This is a genomic window from Thermophagus xiamenensis (genome assembly GCF_900112795.1).
In the GTDB taxonomy this organism is placed as follows: domain Bacteria; phylum Bacteroidota; class Bacteroidia; order Bacteroidales; family Marinilabiliaceae; genus Thermophagus; species Thermophagus xiamenensis.
The window spans coordinates 176749-194673 of the sequence record NZ_FONA01000004.1 but is presented as its reverse complement, the minus strand read 5'-3'; the positions used below and the strand labels follow the sequence as shown (position 1 = coordinate 194673).

Annotated in this window: 13 protein-coding genes; 4 read left to right on the top strand and 9 right to left on the bottom strand. The window is 37.8% G+C overall.

Annotated features, from left to right (window positions below):
• Nucleotides 1-12: 12 nt before the first annotated feature.
• The 5 genes from BM130_RS03680 to BM130_RS03660 form a co-directional block, all read right to left on the bottom strand.
• Nucleotides 13-735, bottom strand: coding sequence for an ABC transporter permease subunit (locus tag BM130_RS03680; protein ID WP_010528264.1), 723 nt, complete (start codon nt 733-735; stop codon nt 13-15).
• A 15-nt stretch (nt 736-750) separates the two neighbouring features.
• Entirely contained in the window at nt 751-1686 is a 936-nt protein-coding gene (locus BM130_RS03675; RefSeq protein WP_029626680.1) for an ATP-binding cassette domain-containing protein, read from the bottom strand.
• 364 nt (nt 1687-2050) lie between these two features.
• Nucleotides 2051-2704, bottom strand: coding sequence for an outer membrane lipoprotein periplasmic chaperone LolA1 (gene lolA1 / locus BM130_RS03670; protein WP_010528262.1), 654 nt, complete (start codon nt 2702-2704; stop codon nt 2051-2053).
• Nucleotides 2705-2754: 50 nt separating this feature from the next.
• Complete coding sequence (locus BM130_RS03665) at nt 2755-5214, bottom strand: FtsK/SpoIIIE family DNA translocase (RefSeq protein ID WP_010528261.1); 2460 nt, start codon at nt 5212-5214, stop codon at nt 2755-2757.
• 242 nt (nt 5215-5456) lie between these two features.
• Entirely contained in the window at nt 5457-6182 is a 726-nt protein-coding gene (locus BM130_RS03660) for a membrane protein (RefSeq protein ID WP_010528260.1), read from the bottom strand.
• A 512-nt stretch (nt 6183-6694) separates the two neighbouring features.
• Between BM130_RS03660 and BM130_RS03655 the strand changes: the two genes are divergently transcribed.
• Together BM130_RS03655 and BM130_RS03650 are read left to right on the top strand one after the other, a co-directional pair.
• Nucleotides 6695-7675 (top strand): carbamate kinase, encoded by a 981-nt coding sequence (locus BM130_RS03655; RefSeq protein ID WP_010528259.1) that lies wholly within the window; start codon nt 6695-6697, stop codon nt 7673-7675.
• 116 nt (nt 7676-7791) lie between these two features.
• The gene (locus BM130_RS03650; protein ID WP_010528258.1) at nt 7792-8793 is read left to right on the top strand and encodes an ornithine carbamoyltransferase; all 1002 of its coding nucleotides are present in this window, start codon (nt 7792-7794) and stop codon (nt 8791-8793) included.
• Nucleotides 8794-8838: 45 nt separating this feature from the next.
• Here BM130_RS03650 and uxuA read toward each other — a convergent pair whose 3' ends face one another.
• Both uxuA and BM130_RS03640 read right to left on the bottom strand, forming a co-directional pair.
• Nucleotides 8839-10065: a mannonate dehydratase gene (gene uxuA / locus BM130_RS03645; protein WP_010528257.1), complete on the bottom strand. Its 1227-nt coding sequence runs from the start codon at nt 10063-10065 to the stop codon at nt 8839-8841.
• A gap of 491 nt (nt 10066-10556) precedes the next feature.
• The gene (locus tag BM130_RS03640; protein WP_010528256.1) at nt 10557-12830 is read right to left on the bottom strand and encodes an amino acid permease; all 2274 of its coding nucleotides are present in this window, start codon (nt 12828-12830) and stop codon (nt 10557-10559) included.
• A 233-nt stretch (nt 12831-13063) separates the two neighbouring features.
• Between BM130_RS03640 and BM130_RS03635 the strand changes: the two genes are divergently transcribed.
• Nucleotides 13064-13651, top strand: coding sequence for a DNA-3-methyladenine glycosylase I (locus BM130_RS03635; protein ID WP_044138799.1), 588 nt, complete (start codon nt 13064-13066; stop codon nt 13649-13651).
• Nucleotides 13652-13658: 7 nt separating this feature from the next.
• Here BM130_RS03635 and mazG read toward each other — a convergent pair whose 3' ends face one another.
• Complete coding sequence (gene mazG, locus BM130_RS03630; RefSeq protein WP_010528254.1) at nt 13659-14444, bottom strand: nucleoside triphosphate pyrophosphohydrolase; 786 nt, start codon at nt 14442-14444, stop codon at nt 13659-13661.
• A gap of 232 nt (nt 14445-14676) precedes the next feature.
• On the opposite strand from mazG, the gene BM130_RS03625 reads away from it, so the two are divergent.
• Nucleotides 14677-16464 carry an SLC13 family permease gene (locus BM130_RS03625; RefSeq protein WP_010528253.1) on the top strand — a complete coding sequence of 596 codons (1788 nt, stop codon included), beginning with the start codon at nt 14677-14679 and terminating at the stop codon, nt 16462-16464.
• A gap of 4 nt (nt 16465-16468) precedes the next feature.
• Here the strand turns inward: BM130_RS03625 and BM130_RS03620 are convergent, their stop codons facing one another.
• Complete coding sequence (locus tag BM130_RS03620) at nt 16469-17920, bottom strand: family 16 glycosylhydrolase (RefSeq protein WP_010528252.1); 1452 nt, start codon at nt 17918-17920, stop codon at nt 16469-16471.
• Between the last annotated feature and the right edge of the window lie 5 nt (nt 17921-17925).

Genomic DNA, 17925 nt, shown 5'->3' with positions numbered 1-17925 from the left:
ATTCCATAAACTTTATTTCAGGTTCTTTTTTAGTAATGATGCTTCAGCTCCGGCAAGTGAAATAAAAATGACAGAAAGAAAATAGATAAAGTCACGACTGTCGATAATACCTCTCGTTATATTATCGTAATGACCTCTAAGGTCTAAATACTCAAAAATATTACCTAATGTCCCGTCAAATACGGAAGCCAGCATGCTGAATAATATCTGGAAGAATATTCCTCCTATGAGTGCCAGCAAGAAGGCTACTATTTGATTTTGCGTTAAACTACTCGTAAAAATGCCGATACTGATATAGGCACCACTCATGAGTAGCAAGCCCAAATATCCGGTGATTACGGTGCCATGATCAATAGGTCCCAGATTGGCAATGGTGATGTACCATGGTATGGTAAGGGCAAGACTAACAACAATAAGCAGCCAGGTGGCTAAAAATTTGCCAATTATTACCTGCCAATAGGATATGGGTTTGGTTAGTAAAAGTTCAATTGTTCCCGTTTTCAATTCTTCAGCAATATGCTTCATCGTTAGGGCAGGAATAAAGAGGAACAATGTCCAGTAAGCGGTTTGAAAGAATGGTGACAAACTGGCTGTATTGGTATAAAATACATCGGTTCCGTATAGCCAGGTAAAAAATCCTGTTAATCCCAAAAATATAAATAGCATGATATAGGCCATCAGGGAATCAAAATAGCCGCGGAACTCCTTCGAAGTTATTATTAATACTTTATTCATTGCTGTTTTGATTTTTTATTGCTCTTTGGTTACTTCTCGGAAAATATCTTCAAGGTTTTTCTCAAACGGCGTAAGTTCGGTCAGATACCAACCATTATTTACACACATATCGAAAATACTTTTTGCCGAACTTTCGCCCGTCTTGCTTTGAACTTCAAAGCCGCTCTTTTTGTCGTTGCGAAAATCTACTACTGCAACCTGTGGAATATCTTGTAAGGCTTTAAATATTTTATTTTTATCTTCTTCACCACCAATACTAACATGAAGTATCTCGTGGCCACTGGCTTGTTTTCTCAATTCTTCGGGTGTTCCATCCGCTACGAGTTTTCCCTTGTTGATAATTAATACCCGGTCGCATGTGGCTTCTACTTCAGCAAGAATGTGAGAGCTAAGCAATACGGTTTTTTCTTTTCCAATTTGTCGGATTAATTCCCGGATTTCAATGATTTGGTTGGGGTCGAGACCGGTGGTAGGCTCGTCCAATATTAGAACCTGAGGGTCATGAATCAGAGCTTGAGCAAGCCCTACACGTTGTTTATAACCTTTTGATAGTTCGCCAATTTTTTTGTGTTTCTCGGTGTTGAGACCACAAACTCTTACCATTTCGCGAACTCTATCCTTGAGTTTTTGTCCCTCTAAGCCTTGAAGTTGCCCTGCAAAGATTAAGTAATCAATTACCGGCATGTCGCCGTACAGAGGGTTGTTTTCCGGCAAATAGCCAATAGTCTTTTTGGTTTGTTCCGGATTTTGGGTTACACTTATCCCATCTATAAAAACATCACCTTCGGACGGCGTCAAATAACCGGTAATGGCCTTCATAGTGGTGGTTTTTCCGGCCCCGTTGGGCCCCAAGAAACCCAAAATCTCCCCCGTTCTTACTTTAAACGAGAGCTGATCCAGGGCTTTTTGCGGCCCGTAAAAATGATTCAACTCTTTAACTACGATTTCCATATCACATATATTTTGTTTGGTTATATGATCCAAAAAAACCATAAAAAACCGGGAAATAGATTTTATCTAATGCCCGGTTTCTTGAGTAATATTATGTGGAAAGAAATGTGACGAAATGTTTAATGGATGTTACGTCTTTGGCAAAAATATTTTTTACTACCCAATGCTGCATTGTTATATGCATTAATTGTTCCATTCGGTAAAAAAAACGTGGTTGTTATTAGTTGGTAGTGATGGGCATCACTTTTTTAATAGTAAAACAAAAGTGTTCTTTTACATATATATGGCCGGAAAAGGCCTCTAAATATGATTTAGATTAGTATTCTTTTCCCGGGAAAATATTTTTATGGAAAAACTGTCGAAACTACCGCATATCTATTACTTCGACATCAGGATGGTTTGCAGGATCGAAGATAAACATATCTGCCTCATAGGGAATATTAGTTTCCATATGATTAATATCTATCATATAATTATTCCCGTCCTTCCCAATTTGGACGATTTTTTTGATGTAATGAGTTTTTTCATCAACATACACCTTAATTCTGGAATAGGGTTTATTTCTATCCTCCGGAAATAAATCCACAATATTCACTTTTTGTCCATCAATAACATCCTCCCCGGCAAATATATATCGAAATCCGTTTTTATGAATGCTGAAAATGTTTGAAGGGCTTAACGTTGTTTCGTCAGTTGGGTCCGGATAGGAAATATTTACTTCATCCACTTCTTTTAAATAGGTCCAAAGCGTTTTACCATCAAAATAACTTTCAACGTTCATCACCGATGCTTTGTATTTGTCACCGGCAATTAATATTGTTCCCTCATGCGAATCGGTTATATCTGCCTGAGTATTTTCCATGGTAAAAGTAAAATCAGCTTTAATTGATTGACACGATTGAATAATTTCGCTGACTTTGTCTAAAATATTGCCGGCTTTCACCACTTCGGGACTTTGAGCCCCAATTATTAAGGTTGCAAAAAAGGAAATAAAAACAGAAATAAAAAATCTTTTCATTTTTGGTCAAATTTTTATGCAAAAGTCCTTAATCAATTACCGTTCCAAAGTTAGCGGATAGAATTAAAAATTTTTTCCAATTCCTGTTCATCTTGTACTAATACTTGTCGGGCCTTGCTACCTTCAAAAGGTCCCACGACCCCTGCGGCCTCTAACTGATCAATGATTCGTCCGGCACGATTATAGCCAATTGAAAAACGACGCTGAATAAGGGATGTAGAACCCGATTGGTGGGCAACAACCACTCGGGCCGCCTCCTCAAATATAGGATCTCGTTTTGATAAGTCAATACTGCCCGGTTCACTGTTGTCATTATCATCACCGGAATATTCGGGCAATAATAGGGCAGAGGGATATCCTTGTTGTGAGCCAATATAATCATTGATTCTTTCTACTTCAGGCGTATCAACAAATGCACATTGAACCCGAACCAAATCACTTCCTTGTGTAATAAGCATATCTCCGCGTCCTATTAACTGGTTGGCACCGGGTGAGTCAAGTATGGTGCGGCTATCGATCATGGAGGCAACTTTAAATGCTACCCGGGTAGGGAAATTGGCTTTAATAACACCAGTAATAATATTGGTGGATGGACGCTGCGTAGCAATAATCATATGAATACCCACAGCACGAGCAAGCTGGGCTATCCTTGCTATTGGCATTTCCACCTCTTTTCCGGCAGTCATAATTAGGTCGGCAAACTCATCGATTATCACTACAATATAAGGCATGAAACGATGTCCTTTTTCAGGATTCAGCTGCCGTTTCACAAACTTGTGGTTGTATTCTTTTATGTTTCTCGCATGAGCTTTTTTCAACAACTCGTAACGCTGGTCCATCTCAATGGTAAGGGATTGAAGTGTGTTAACAACACGCTGTACATCGGTAATTATCGGCTCTTCTTCGTCGGGGAGTTTTGCTAAGAAGTGATTTTCTATCTTACTGTATATGTTGAGTTCGACTTTCTTGGGATCAACTAAAACAAACTTTAATTGAGAGGGATGTTTTTTGTATAGTAAAGAGGTTATTATGGCATTAAGTCCTACCGACTTACCCTGCCCGGTAGCGCCGGCAACCAATAGGTGAGGAGCTTTTGTCAGATCGAGCATGAAAGTCTCGTTGCTGATGGTTTTCCCAAACGCTATGGGCAATTCATATTTACTGTTCTGGAATTTTTTGGATGTTATTATTGATCGCATCGAAACAATTTCAGGTTCCGAATTGGGGACTTCGATACCTATAGTTCCTCGTCCGGGGATGGGGGCAATGATCCGAATGCCCAAAGCCGCTAACGATAATGCTATATCGTCTTCCAGATTTTTTATTTTTGAGATTCGAACACCGGGGGCAGGAACTATCTCATATAATGTTACCGTTGGGCCTACAGTAGCTTTTATGCTTTTTATCTCTATTTTATAATCTTCCAGAGTCTTAACTATCTTGTTTTTATTGGTAATCAGTTCCTGTTCGTCAACTTGCCCCGAATGTGAACTATGTTCGTCCAGTAAATCAAAAGTGGGAAGCTTATAATTAGATAGATCCAGCGTTGGATCATAATCGCCCAATGGCTTATTTTCTGTATGGTGCAATATTTCTTCCTTTGCAGCCTTTTCAATGGTAAGTTCCAGACTATTGTCGCTATCGTTATTCTCAAGTGATGGATTGGTGTTGGTTGGCTCCAATTCCTTTTCAACGAAATTGCCTTTTCTATCTTCATTGGGTGAATATTCTTCATTATCAGCAGAAGGTGCTGGTACTTCTATTATTGGTTGATGCATCTGCTGATGTTGTTCTTCATCTTCATCCGCTTGTTTTTCCCTTTCAGATGATATGTTGGGATCTGTCTTTCGAATTTCTGTCCCCTCACCAACAGAATCACCAATACTCCTCTTTTTAAAGGGTTTGGATATAAATGGAATAAACCAATCAAAACTGAAGGATAAATAAGCAACTAAAGTTAGAATAATCAGAATATACATTCCGGCACGTCCTATGGCCGATTGCAACCAAACGCTCATAAAAAAACCATGTGCACCACCTAATAACAGATATTGGTCGTTGACGGAATCAATAAATAAAAAACCTAAAGTTACGGACAACCAAATGGTAATAATCATGCAGTGAACAATTATTCGGGAAAGTTTTACAACTTTGGCACCAAGTAACTTAATCCCTGTCATGAATAATATTACAAGTATGGATAAAGCGGCAATTCCAAACCAATCATTAATGAAAGTATTTGCCAGCCATGCGCCTATCTTTCCGGTCCAGTTTTCTACTGTAATATCGGCACTGCGAAAGAATTCCCAAAAATCAATATCAAATTTGCTCCGATCCGCAAATCCGGTGAAAAAAAAGGACATGAAGGCTAAGGCCAAGTAAAAGGATATGGCTACCAACGCCATTCCTGTTATAAATCGCATTTTATAGGAATTGATACCTTTTTCCCATCTTAATATTCCGGATTTCCCACTTTTTTTCCCCTTCTTGTTTTTATTTCTGCTGCTCATGATTTATGTCCTTGGTGGTTGCAAATTTTATTTATTCTCGTGTTGCTTGTCAATAAAACGTCCTTTTTTATTAAAGATTGTTACGATAGGAACACTATATCCCCATTGAATTTTGCAGGTGATATGGCCAATTTTTTATTTCCCTTGCTTTAAAATAGACCAGAAATCTATTTTCTAGATGCAAAATTAATAAATTGAATCACCTTTTGGCTTTATGAATAGAGATAAATAAAATTCTATAATCAGTGAAATATCCCGGTAATGGTTTGCTCAATTTCTTGTAAAGTTGTTGGTTGGTAATCCGAAGGTACCGTAAACAGAGAGTCAGAGAGCACCGCTTTTTCAATCTTGGTGGCATTTAAGTTGAAGCGCATATCATTGTAATATATGGAAAATTCCAACATAACACCCGGTATTTGGGCAAATGGGGTATTCTTGTTGGTTGTGGCATTGCTTATTTGGGCACTGTACCATACTTCTATATCGGAATTAATCCGGCTGTTTAAATGAATAACTGCTTTTTGGGCTTTATAGCCTAATATCTGTCGGGTTGTATCTTTGGCAAAGGTTAAATTCCCGTTTCTTAAACTTTGAAAAATGAATAGTTTTTGACTTTCCGAGGCAGGTACATACATTTTTTTATTAATGATTTTGAGCAAAGTTGAACTACTGTCATTTGAATGGTTGGAGATAAAGTCTAGTTTATATAGCCCCAGATTTCCTTTAAAGGTAATGCGCTCTTGACCGCGTCGGAAATAATATGTCATTTCATCCGGAAGAAGAAAGGAAAATGATCTTTCTTTTATTTCAGGCATATATGATATGGTATAATAAACTATTCCCTCTTCAATTAGGGAGGAGCTACTTTTTTCTTTCTGCGATTTGCATCCTTGAATCGTAATTGTTATTCCGAAAATAATCAAAATGAAGAGGATGAATAGTCCCTTGTATTTTCCTAATGGTTGCATTCGTATGTATTTTAATCTAAATCGTGACTCATTCTTTGGAAAACCGATCAATGCCTTTAAAATTTTTCACTAAGCTATCTCTGGTAACCCTGAATTTTTCTAAATATTGTTTTTTGATACGCATTATTTGGTTTATGCTATATCCCTTGTGATTTATAAAGATATCTCAAAACTAAAATAAAAAAACGACATTGGGATAATTCCTGTGGATGCATTGATATTACTCGTCAAAAAAACGTCTGTTTTTTTTAATTGAAACGTTTGGGGGTGTCCTTAATATTTTGATTAAATGTTGTAAGTTTCATTAGTTGAGTTGGTTATGAGATATGTGCCGTTATTGTTATTGGTTTCTATAATTAATGACAACAGTCATAGGAAAAATTTTTTAGAATTACGAAAATAGTAAAGTGAAAAAGGAGAACTTCTATGAAGATTTATTAAGGAAGACTTTCTTCGCGCACTACAATTAAATCATTGACAGTAATTAAATGATTCATTTAAATTAAAATGATATGGGCAAACTGGCAGTTGTAGCACTTGGCGGAAATGCCTTACTGAGAAATCATCAGTCGGGTACCATCGAGGAACAAGAAGCAAATACTACCGAAACATTAGAAAACCTGATTTTTTTGGTAAAAGAGGGTTATAATTTGGTTTTTACTCACGGGAATGGCCCCCAAGTCGGCAATATATTGATGCGCAACGATGCCGGTGAAAAGCTATATAAAATTCCTCAAATGCCACTGGATATTTGTGTGGCCGATAGTCAAGGGGGAATTGGTTATATGATTGAACGGTGTTTGATTAATGTATTGCATAAACACCGTCTTATGCGAAATGTGTTAACTTTAATGACCCTTACCGAAGTAGATCCCAACGATCCTGCGTTCAGTAATCCAACAAAGAGAATAGGGAAAATCATGTCCAAAGAGGAGGCTGACGTGTTAGCCAAAAGCCATCGTTGGCTCTTTAAAGAAGATAAAAAAAATAAAGGAGGGTATCGGCGTGTTGTGCCTTCCCCTCACCCCAAGTCTATAATGAACAGCCATGTTATTGAAAGTAATGCCCGGGCTGGGACAATAGTGATTGCTGTCGGAGGAGGTGGAATTCCTGTTTATCTCGATAATAAGGGTTGCCTGAGGCCTTCTGAAGCTGTTGTAGATAAAGATTTGGCTTCCTCATTATTGGCATCACAAATTAAAGCCGATGAACTCTACATTTTAACCGATGTTCCATTTGTTTACGCTAATTTTGGTGAACCGAATCAACGAAAATTGGAATTTCTGAATTACCACGATACAGTTAAATACCTTAATTCCGGAACATTTGGTGAAGGAAGCATGGCACCCAAAATAAAAGCTGCGCTCGATTTTATTAAAAAAGGGGGACAAAAATGTGTAATTACAGAATCTAAAAAACTGGAAGATAAGTCGTTCGGCACCAAAATCACCATGGAGTATGACGAAAAAGATTTACATAAGTACGACCTCTAAGATTTTATTTTTTCACCTCCAAATATATTGGATCAATATTAGGTATATCTATACAGAATTATTTTTTCTTTGGTTATCTATTTATCTAATATCTAAAAATCTAAATTTCTATCAGTATGGCTTTTAATCTAAGAAATAGACATTTTCTGAAACTTCTTGATTTTTCCCCTGAAGAAATTAACTTTTTACTTGATTTGGCTCAAAATCTTAAAGCTGCCAAATATGCCGGGGTTGAGCAACCCAGACTACGAGGGAAAAATATAGCCTTGATTTTCGAAAAAACCTCCACTCGCACTCGCTGTGCTTTCGAAGTGGCTGCTTATGACCAGGGGGCTCATGTAACTTATCTTGGGCCTTCCGGCTCTCAAATAGGATATAAAGAATCGATGAAAGACACAGCGCGTGTTTTGGGCAGAATGTATGATGCCATAGAATACCGTGGCTTTTCCCAGAAAATAGTTGAAGAATTGGCCAAATACGCCGGAGTACCGGTATGGAACGGACTTACCGATGAATTTCATCCAACCCAAATCTTAGCTGATTTTTTAACCATGAAGGAACATTCTACCGTTCCTCTCAATCAGATTTCTTTTGCTTATCTGGGGGATGGGCGTAACAATATGGCTAATTCTCTCTTGGTGGGAGGCGCAAAAATGGGTATGGATGTCCGAATTATCGGTCCTAAATCCTTGCAACCTTCACCTCAATTAGTTGAGCAATGTCGTAAAATTGCCGGTGAAACAGCGGCTGTGATTACCATTACAGATGACTTAAAAAAAGGAGTTGAAGGTTGCGATTTTCTTTATACAGATGTTTGGGTTTCGATGGGAGAACCCGAAGAGGTTTGGAATGATCGCATCAAGTTGTTAAAACCTTATCAGGTCAATGCTAAAACCATGGAGATGACGGAAAATCCTGCCTGCAAATTTATGCATTGCCTGCCTGCCTTCCATAATCGAGAAACCATTCTGGGTGAAGAGATCTTTAACAAATTTGGCCTCGATGGACAAGAAGTTACCGAAGAGGTTTTTGAATCACCGGCATCAATAGTTTTTGACCAGGCAGAAAATCGATTGCATACCATTAAGGCTGTCATGGTCGCAACTTTAGGTATGTAATATAATTCAATGGAGTAGGAGAAACGGGATTATTTCCCGTTTCTCCTACTCCATTTGGTATATAACACCACTTTTTTCAATTCCCATTTCCAATCCTCGTAATTCTGCCATGCCGCTGAGTAAGCCAATTGCCGAATATCCCGGATTGGTTTTCTTCTTTAAATCATCAAGAATTGTATGACCATGATCTGCTCGCATAGGAATACGAGCGTCTACACGATGTGCTGCTTCGCGCCTTTTCTGCTCTTTTAATACTTCTACCATAACCTTATACATATCTACATCCCCTCGTAAATGACTGGCTTCATGAAAACTGCCATCCAGATAACGTTGCGTACTCCTTAGATGTAAGAAATTGATTCGATGCCCTAATCGTGTTATAATTCCGGGTAAATCGTTATCCGCACGAACACCCAAAGAGCCCGTACATATACAAAGACCATTGTGGATCGAATCTACTACATTTACAATGAATTGCAAATCCGATTCGGTGCTTACTATTCTGGGTAATCCAAATAATGATAGGGGAGGATCATCAGGATGGATGGCTAACCGTACTCCTGATTCAATGGCTACCGGTACAACTGCTTCCAGAAAATATTTCAAATTTTCCCGGTATTGGGAACTATCAATACCTTCATAATCGGCTAACCTTTGTCTAAATTCTTCCAAAGAATAACTTTCATTGCCACCTGGTAATCCGGCGATGATGTTGTTTTGCAATACATAACGTTGCTCATCGCTCATCGCCTCATATTTCCTTTTGGCGGCTTCTATTTGTTCTTCGGTATAGTCATGCTCTGCATTCTTCCGCTTTAAAATAAACAAGTCAAATGCGATATACTCACTCATATTAAATTCCAGAGCTTTCGCACCATCATCCAATTCCAACTCCAGGTTCGTTCTGGTCCAGTCTACAACCGGCATCCAATTGTAGGTTACTACAGGTATTCCTACTTTTCCTATGTTCCGAAGACTTTCCTGATATTTTTCTATCCATTGGTCACGGGTAGGTCGCCCTAATTTTATATCCTCATGGACAGACAGGCTCTCAATAACTGACCAGGTTAATCCCCGAGGTTTGGCTGCACGGCCACTTTCATCCAATTCAATTAATCTTTTTCTCTTGGCAATTGCTTCTTCTGTCCATACTTCGCCAATGGGTATTTCGTGCAAGGCAGTAACAATGCCGGTTGCCCCGGCTTGACGAATATCTGTTAAACTTACCGGATCCGTTGGTCCATACCAACGCCACGTTTGTTCCATTCCCATAATCTCTTCAATTGTTTTAATATTTTACAATAGATATAGCTTTATTATACTTTGATTCAAAGTATAATAAATGTCGTTAACGTTAACGGAGCAAAGATATAATTTATATTGCTTCCGTGTGCGTTAACGATACCTTTTTTTATATTTTTTTGCTCTTGATACATAAATAGGAGGGAAGGGAAAATTCTTGCTTTAAAAAATCATAGGCCATTGAAAATCAAAACCTATAAACTTAAATTTAATTCTATCCGTCTATGAATCAAATCGAAATTATACATATGAATCGTGCCTGACGAATTAAGATTCAAATAATAAAAGTGTACATGTGGAAGTGAGATAGCCCAAGGTGTTCATTAATTTCTAGATAAGCGAGAAGTTTAGTTTTCACCTTTGACAAAGCTCATATCGAAACCTTAAGGCCTGACATGAGCCTTGTCAAAGGCGAGGCAGAGACCTCAAACTTTGGACATAACAAGTTTTGAACAAATAAATTAAGAAGTAATACTACTAAGTTCGAGTTTTTTCTTTTCAATAATATCAGTGGCTCGTGACGCATTTACAAATAATATGTCATTAAGTGAGCGATAATCGTTAAAGAATTCTTTCCCTCGTTGTTTTATGTGCTCTTCTCTAAAACCCATTATTATTAATCCGGCTTTTCGGGATTTTTCTGACACAATTTCGTGTACAGGAAGATTGCCCGTAGCTGGCACAATTTCAATGTTTGATAGGGTTATGGGGAGCCGGCCTTCTTTGACCAGTAAATCCAATTCTTCCCGAGTTTTTTCTATATGTTCCGGAGCACAAATACTAAATATTTTTATCTTACCTTTTTTCCAGTCCGGATGCCCCAATATAATGTAACCTAAAAGTATCATTAAATTAGCATTCAAATAATCTACCGGCCGAATCCATACGTGAATTCCATTTCTGTAATGAGGAGTCGATTTACTAGAGCCAAAAACACATACATCATAATCACCCGCTTTGGTTAAGGATATATTATCAATAATGCGATCCAACTCTTCCGGTTGATTTTTATCATATTCAAAAATAACCATGTTGTTCTCCATACCCGATATACTGGGAGCTTGTATGATTTGGGCTATCGCCGAGGTATAAGATGGAGATATCATGGTGTCAATATAAAGTGAGCTGTTCTCTTCTTTTTGAAAGTCTATTAATTCATTCATTATTTCGCGAGATGCCTGATAAGTCTGGCGACTGAAATAATCTTCTATAAAATGAAAGTAGGTCCCAAAACCATGTCGGTAGGATATCCAATTCATCAAATCAAAAATTTTGGGGCGTTCAAATGAATGCGAAGATATGCATACTGCAGCCGGTCGCCATTCTTCTTTTTCTGCAGGCCCCTGATTCTTTTGCATATATACCTGTAACCGTCGGTTCAGTTGAAATAAGGCCCCTTTAAATAAATTAACCAAACCACTTCGATCTTTGTGATAATGTTCTATTACCAAATAAATTACGACTATTAAGCTATAGGCAAGAATAGTGTATACAGGATTTATCATAAACATTACCCATACTGATAATACAAAACCCAGGAGTGAGAAATACCATTTTGAACGAAATCGTGGACGATAGGAGGGAGAAGAACCAAAATGATTTAAAAAACTTATTAAACATAGTGAACCGTAGGTTATCAAAAAGAACATGGAAATTACCTCCGCAACGGCATCGACATTACCCAAGGCAACAAAAACAAAGGCTATAACAAAAGCCACCAACGATGCGTTACGGGGTTCATTGGTCGAACCCTTTCCCTTGGCTAATACACTATTTATGCGAGAAATGGGTAGGCTGCGATCACTCGCCAAAGCCTGTAGCGTTCGTGGTGCTACTAATACCGAACCCAATGCTGACGACAATGTGCTGGCCGCTAATCCCAATAATACAAATATGCTACCACCAATAGCTATCTCCGACATTATCAATTGATTTGAAAGTAATGCTTCTTTGGGTACCGATGATGCCATCTTCCATACTACCAATATGTATATTAACATGCCCAAAAAAGTAGCCAGCATTGTTCCCACGGGTAATGATTTGCCTGGATTTTTGAGATCCCCGCTCAATCCTACACCTGCCGTCATTCCCGTAAAAGCCGGAAAACAAATGGCAAATACCGAAAAAAAAGAATCTCTGTTGGTAAACGTTACATTGCTTCTAAAAAATTCCCCCGGTACCGTCTCATTTGCACCGTGACCTAAGAAAAATAATAGAAGAGATAAAAACAGTATTCCCGCTACACCATACAACAGGCCTACACCCAGATTAGCACCCTGGCGAAGTATCATTACCGCTAATATCAGTAATACCGGCAAGCTTATTACTTGCCGTGGCAAATCCCAGCCAAAACGAATATTCCACCAATTAAAAAACATTTCAAAGGTTTCCGTGAAGGCTATTATGTAAAAAGCAATACTTATTGCTTGTGAAAGAAACAAGGCCAGGCCTATGGTGGCCCCTATATTTAATCCAAAAGATCGAGAAATAATATAATATTCACCACCACCTTCAACCCTCGTATTGGTTGATATTTCCGATATCGCCAAAGCTGTCGGTATGGTGATCAAATGTCCTAAAAAAATAAGCAATAAACTCCCTATAAATCCTATTGTCCCCACCGCATATCCAAAACGAAGAAATAAAATAGCACCTAATATGGTAGATATTGCGGTAATAAAAACAGGCGCTGTTCCAAATCGTCGGGCCGATGGGATTAACTCTGGTGAATTCATATTCTATATATAATTTGGTGGTTTGGTGAAATAAAAATAATATTTTATGTCTTTATTCCGTTCCCTTTTTTTCTAATTTTAAGTCTTGCCAGATACTATTGAGAATGGAACCTAAATGACCAAATTTTTATACCTTTATTGGCTTTGACAACCTATATCGGTTATGTTCATTTCGTTTATCAATTTAAGAAAAAATTTTGAACTTATACCAGATGTGTATCGAAAAAGATAATATGATAAACATTAAACAACCCCGTTGCAATTGGTGTGGCAATGATCCCCTCTACATCAAATATCATGATGAAGAATGGGGGAGACCCATTTATGATGACCATAAACTCTTTGAATTTTTGATCCTCGAAGGGTTTCAGGCCGGCTTAAGTTGGATCACTATTCTTCGGAAACGGGACAACTTTAGAATGGCTTTTGATAATTTTGATTATTTAAAAATTGCGGAATATGATGAAAAGAAGATTCAGCGTTTAATGTTAAATGAAGGTATTGTTCGCAATCAATTAAAAATCAGGGCAGCTGTAACCAATGCCAGGGCTTTTATTAAAGTTCAGAAAGAGTTTGGAACTTTTTCCAGTTACATTTGGGGCTTTGTTGACGGAAAACCTATAACTAACCATTTCAAAAACACTGAGGAAATTCCGTCAACAACGCCATTGTCTGATAAAATAAGTAAAGACCTAAAAAAACGTGGCTTTAAATTTGTTGGGTCAACTATCGTGTATGCCCATATGCAAGCCACCGGTATGGTAAATGATCATATAACCAATTGTTTTGTTCATAATCAGCTATGTTCAAAAAATCACTGATAAGCTTTTAAACAATATTAATGTTTTTTGCCTCTTCCCAAATTTTATTCATTTCTTCAAGGCTTAGATTCTTTAAATCTATTCCCTGCTTTATGGTTTTTTGTTCCAAATAACTAAACCGCTTTATAAACTTTTGGTTCGTTCGTTCCAGGGCATTCTCTGGATTAACACCATAGAGCCTTGCCGCATTGATAAGTGAAAAAAACAAATCCCCAAATTCTTCTTCAATAGTTTTCTGATTGCCATGGGCAATCTCTTCCTTTAATTCTTCCAATTCTTCCTGAACTTTGTCCCATACTTGTTCCCTATGTTCCCAGTCAAACCCAACTCCGCGTGTCTTTTCCTGTATACGGTTGGCCTTTACCATCGCCGGAAGTGACTTAGGGACGCCCGATAGTACCGAATGGTTTCCCTCCTTTTCTTTTAGCTTTAATCGTTCCCAGTTTTGTTCAACCTCACCCGCATCCTTTACTTTTGTCTCACCAAATATATGGGGATGGCGGTAAATTAGCTTCTCAATTAGCCCCTCTATTACTTCTTTGATTGTGAAACTTTCTTTTTCCTCCCCAATTTTGGAATAAAAAACTATATGTAACAATAGGTCACCCAATTCTTTGCGAATCCCGTTTTCTGACCCCGCCAGTATCGCATCCGCAAGTTCATAGGTCTCTTCTATGGTTAAAGTCCTTAACGACTCGTTTGTCTGCTTCCGATCCCATGGACATTTTTCTCTTAGCTCATCCATTATTTCCAACAACTTGCCAAATGCTTCTTTTTTTTCCTGAATATTCATGCCTTTTTGTACGTTTTTGTTTTTATCATTTCAAAGGTAGTAATTACAATGCATGATTTAAAACGGTAATGAACCACTTTGCCCCTTTTAACGCAACTAACACATTTTTGCTTTTTTTTAATGGTGTGAGCCAACACAAACAATTTCATAAAAGGATTTGTTAAATTTGTCCAAATATGTTTTTAACTTGCGCTTTTGAATATTTCTTATAAAGAAGAAATCAAGACCCAATATGAATGTTGCAACATTTGATGTTATCCTTGTTTTTATTGTTATTGCTTTTATCCTTCTTTCCCTTTATAGGGAACTTATGGGAGCGGCTTTTACCTTTTTTATTGCCGTTATGGTTTTGGGGATATTTAATGTACTTACTCCATCTGAAATTCTTGCCGGGTTCGCCAATGAACAAATTGCGGTCATCATAATGCTCTTATTACTGGGAGATACTATCAGACAAACTTCCGTCATTGAGGCTATCTTCGAAAAGGCTTTCCCAAAATCCATGAATTATAAAGGTTTCCTTGCCAGAATGATGATTTGGGTAGGCGGTTTTTCCGCTTTTTTAAATAATACCCCTTTGGTTGCTGTAATGATGCCTTATGTCCACCAGTGGAGCCACAGACACAATATTGCTCCTTCAAAATTGTTAATTCCTTTGTCTTATGCAGCTATTTTAGGAGGTTGTGTAACCCTCATTGGAACCTCTACCAACCTTATTGTTAACGGAATGGTTGTGGACCAGCATATCTTTCCGGATATGCCGCCCTTGGATATGTTCGACTTTTTTTATGCGGGGTTTCCGGCATTGATAGTTGGGATGCTTTATCTCTACTTTTTTTCTTATCGTTTGCTGCCTAACAGGAAAAGTGTCATGGAAGAATATTCATCTTCAGACCGAAAATATCTCGTCGAAGCTGAAGTTAGACCCAATAGCCATCTGGTGGGAAAAACGCTCCAAGAGGCAGAAATACGTGACATGGATGGACTCGTACTTATTGAAATAATTCGAGGAAACAAAGTATTTCAGCTTTTTTCTGACCACTTCAGATTACAAGAGGGCGACTTACTCCGATTTGCAGGTGAAAACAAAAATGTTGTTCGACTTATGTCTGAAAATAGCGGACTTACTCTCCCTACAGTAGGAATAATGTCTAAATTAAAAAAAACCCAGGTGGTTGAAGTCGTCGTCTCTCATAATTCTACTCTGATTACCAAAACCATTCGCGAAATTAATTTCAGAGGACGTTATGATGCCGCCTTGTTGGCTTTGCACCGAAACGGCGAAAGAGTGCTTGGGAAAATGGATGAAGTTAAACTCAAAGCCGGAGATGTTTTGATGCTACTCGTTGGCGAAGCCTTTAGCAGTAGAGTGGAAAGTGAACAAGATTTTTATCTCATCTCCAAAATTCGGGAATTTAATCGTACCGAAAAATATAAAATCTATGCCCTCCTCGCTGGTACTCTCCTGGCCATTTTGCTGTCGGCAGTGAAATTGGTGCCTTTGTTTATCGGCTTGTTTGTGGTGCTCATCCTGGTTTCAGCTCTGAAAATTGTTTCCCCCAAAGACTTGCCCCGAAATATCGACTACAACCTGGCTGCAATAATAGCTCTTTCCCTTGCTTTGGGAACCGCTATGATTAAAACCGGTGTGGCTGATATGGTGGCCAATCTTATCATTAGTGTATTTTTGCCTTTTGGGCGAGTTACACTCCTTTTTGGAATTTATCTGATAACTTCAATGTTGGCTGCATATATTACCAACAAAGCCGCTGTGGCTATTGTATTTCCGATATCTCTTACAGCGGCTAAAACTTTGGGACTTAATCCTGAACCTTTTGCATTAGTAGTCTCTTTTGCTGCGGCCGCTAATTTTATAACTCCCATTGGTTACCAAACAAACCTTATGGTTTACGGCCCAGGAAATTATAACTTCCGCGATTTTTTTAAAATCGGTTTTCCTCTTACTATTATTTATATGGTCGTAACAATTACTGTACTTAGTTTAATGTATTTTTCCTAAACTTTCAAACTTTTTTATAACACCTTATCCAATTAATTTCCATTATGGCCGGTAGTTCCGATTCCGATGGTTCTTCTACTAATGTGGTGCAAAAAGTCAGATACATAGGCTCTTGCGGTATATTATGGGTCTGACGGTATACCGGAACCCCATTAATCTTCCAAACCATCTCATTTTCACTCCAATCCAGTGAATAAATAAAAAAGTCTTTGGTGAATTGAGCCCCATTAATTCGCTTTGTCGATTCTTTCACCGTTTTTCTTTCGATATCTGATATTATCCCAGCCTCAAGTAAACGACCGCCTGAATACATGGTTTTGAAAATATCTATATGGGGCACCATTTTTTCGCCCACCATCCAAAACGCATGAATAAAGGGATAAGCCTTATTAAAGCGAACTTTGGCCTCAAACCGACCATATTTTTGACGGAAACTTTGACCCGTACTTATCAGACCCGATGTGTATTTAAACTTTTGTTTCCGAAAGCCCCATTGTGGATTCCATACTTTCCCTTCTATCTCTTCCTTTCGTGTTATTATGCGCAACACTGAATCTCTCACTTCTATATTGGCTGGTGAGTAATATTGTTTTTCTCCTTCTAACGAATAACTGTCATTCATTAACGCTTTTCCCCAATAATAGGCTGTAATCCATTTTTTTTGATCCAAACTTGTCCCGCTAAATTGATCCTCAAAGGTTAATTTCCATTTTTTTAGTTCTTCAAATGGTTTTTCTTCTTTTTTACGCAGGTACCATACAATATCTTTGTCCTTTTTTAATTCGGCATATTCTTTCAATAACGATGCCTCTTCCGACTTTTGAAATTTTCGTCGGTCTTCCATAAAGGCCTTGTATTCTTTAAAATCGGGTGACTCAACGAATGCTTTAAGTTCGTAATATTCGGATAATATTTCGCTACCATCCAGTTTCTTATATATCTTATAAGCCTGTGATTTTTCTGTCTTTAATAACCATTTTATGGAATTATCTTTTTGAAGCTTTTTATATTCCTTTAATTGTTTGTAAGCTTCTTTTTTCTTAAAGTCAGGACTCGATTTTTCTTTATAAAATTCAGGCGTATTTACAATGCCTTTAAGTTCTTCGAATCTTTTATATGGTTCGGAATTTTGTATTTTTTCCATTTTTTGCGCTTTACCCGAACGGTAAAACTTCATATAAACCTTAATTTCCTTATTGTTTGTGAGGGATTTAAAACGTTTAAGCTTTTGATATTCGGGTGTATCCTTAAATTTTTTGTGTTTCAGGTCGTATACCCTTTGTTTAAATTCGCCGGAATGAACCTGAGTGTCTAACTCCAAAAATCTTTGATACAGTGAAGAGTTTCCCAATTCTAAAAATCGAGCGTATTCATTTCTCAATTGATCTTGTTGGGTCTCGTATTTCCGTGTGTCAGGAAATTTCTTTCCAAAAAAAATCTTTAATATTCCAGCCATGGCCA

Bases quoted from the DNA above. Each gene is read 5' to 3' on its own strand.
- BM130_RS03680 (WP_010528264.1), bottom strand. From the start codon at position 735: ATGAATAAAGTATTAATAATAACTTCGAAGGAGTTCCGCGGCTATTTT.
- BM130_RS03675 (WP_029626680.1), bottom strand. From the start codon at position 1,686: ATGGAAATCGTAGTTAAAGAGTTGAATCATTTTTACGGGCCGCAAAAA.
- lolA1 (WP_010528262.1), bottom strand. From the start codon at position 2,704: ATGAAAAGATTTTTTATTTCTGTTTTTATTTCCTTTTTTGCAACCTTA.
- BM130_RS03665 (WP_010528261.1), bottom strand. From the start codon at position 5,214: ATGAGCAGCAGAAATAAAAACAAGAAGGGGAAAAAAAGTGGGAAATCC.
- BM130_RS03660 (WP_010528260.1), bottom strand. From the start codon at position 6,182: ATGCAACCATTAGGAAAATACAAGGGACTATTCATCCTCTTCATTTTG.
- BM130_RS03655 (WP_010528259.1), top strand. From the start codon at position 6,695: ATGGGCAAACTGGCAGTTGTAGCACTTGGCGGAAATGCCTTACTGAGA.
- BM130_RS03650 (WP_010528258.1), top strand. From the start codon at position 7,792: ATGGCTTTTAATCTAAGAAATAGACATTTTCTGAAACTTCTTGATTTT.
- uxuA (WP_010528257.1), bottom strand. From the start codon at position 10,065: ATGGGAATGGAACAAACGTGGCGTTGGTATGGACCAACGGATCCGGTA.
- BM130_RS03640 (WP_010528256.1), bottom strand. From the start codon at position 12,830: ATGAATTCACCAGAGTTAATCCCATCGGCCCGACGATTTGGAACAGCG.
- BM130_RS03635 (WP_044138799.1), top strand. From the start codon at position 13,064: ATGATAAACATTAAACAACCCCGTTGCAATTGGTGTGGCAATGATCCC.
- mazG (WP_010528254.1), bottom strand. From the start codon at position 14,444: ATGAATATTCAGGAAAAAAAAGAAGCATTTGGCAAGTTGTTGGAAATA.
- BM130_RS03625 (WP_010528253.1), top strand. From the start codon at position 14,677: ATGAATGTTGCAACATTTGATGTTATCCTTGTTTTTATTGTTATTGCT.
- BM130_RS03620 (WP_010528252.1), bottom strand. From the start codon at position 17,920: ATGGCTGGAATATTAAAGATTTTTTTTGGAAAGAAATTTCCTGACACA.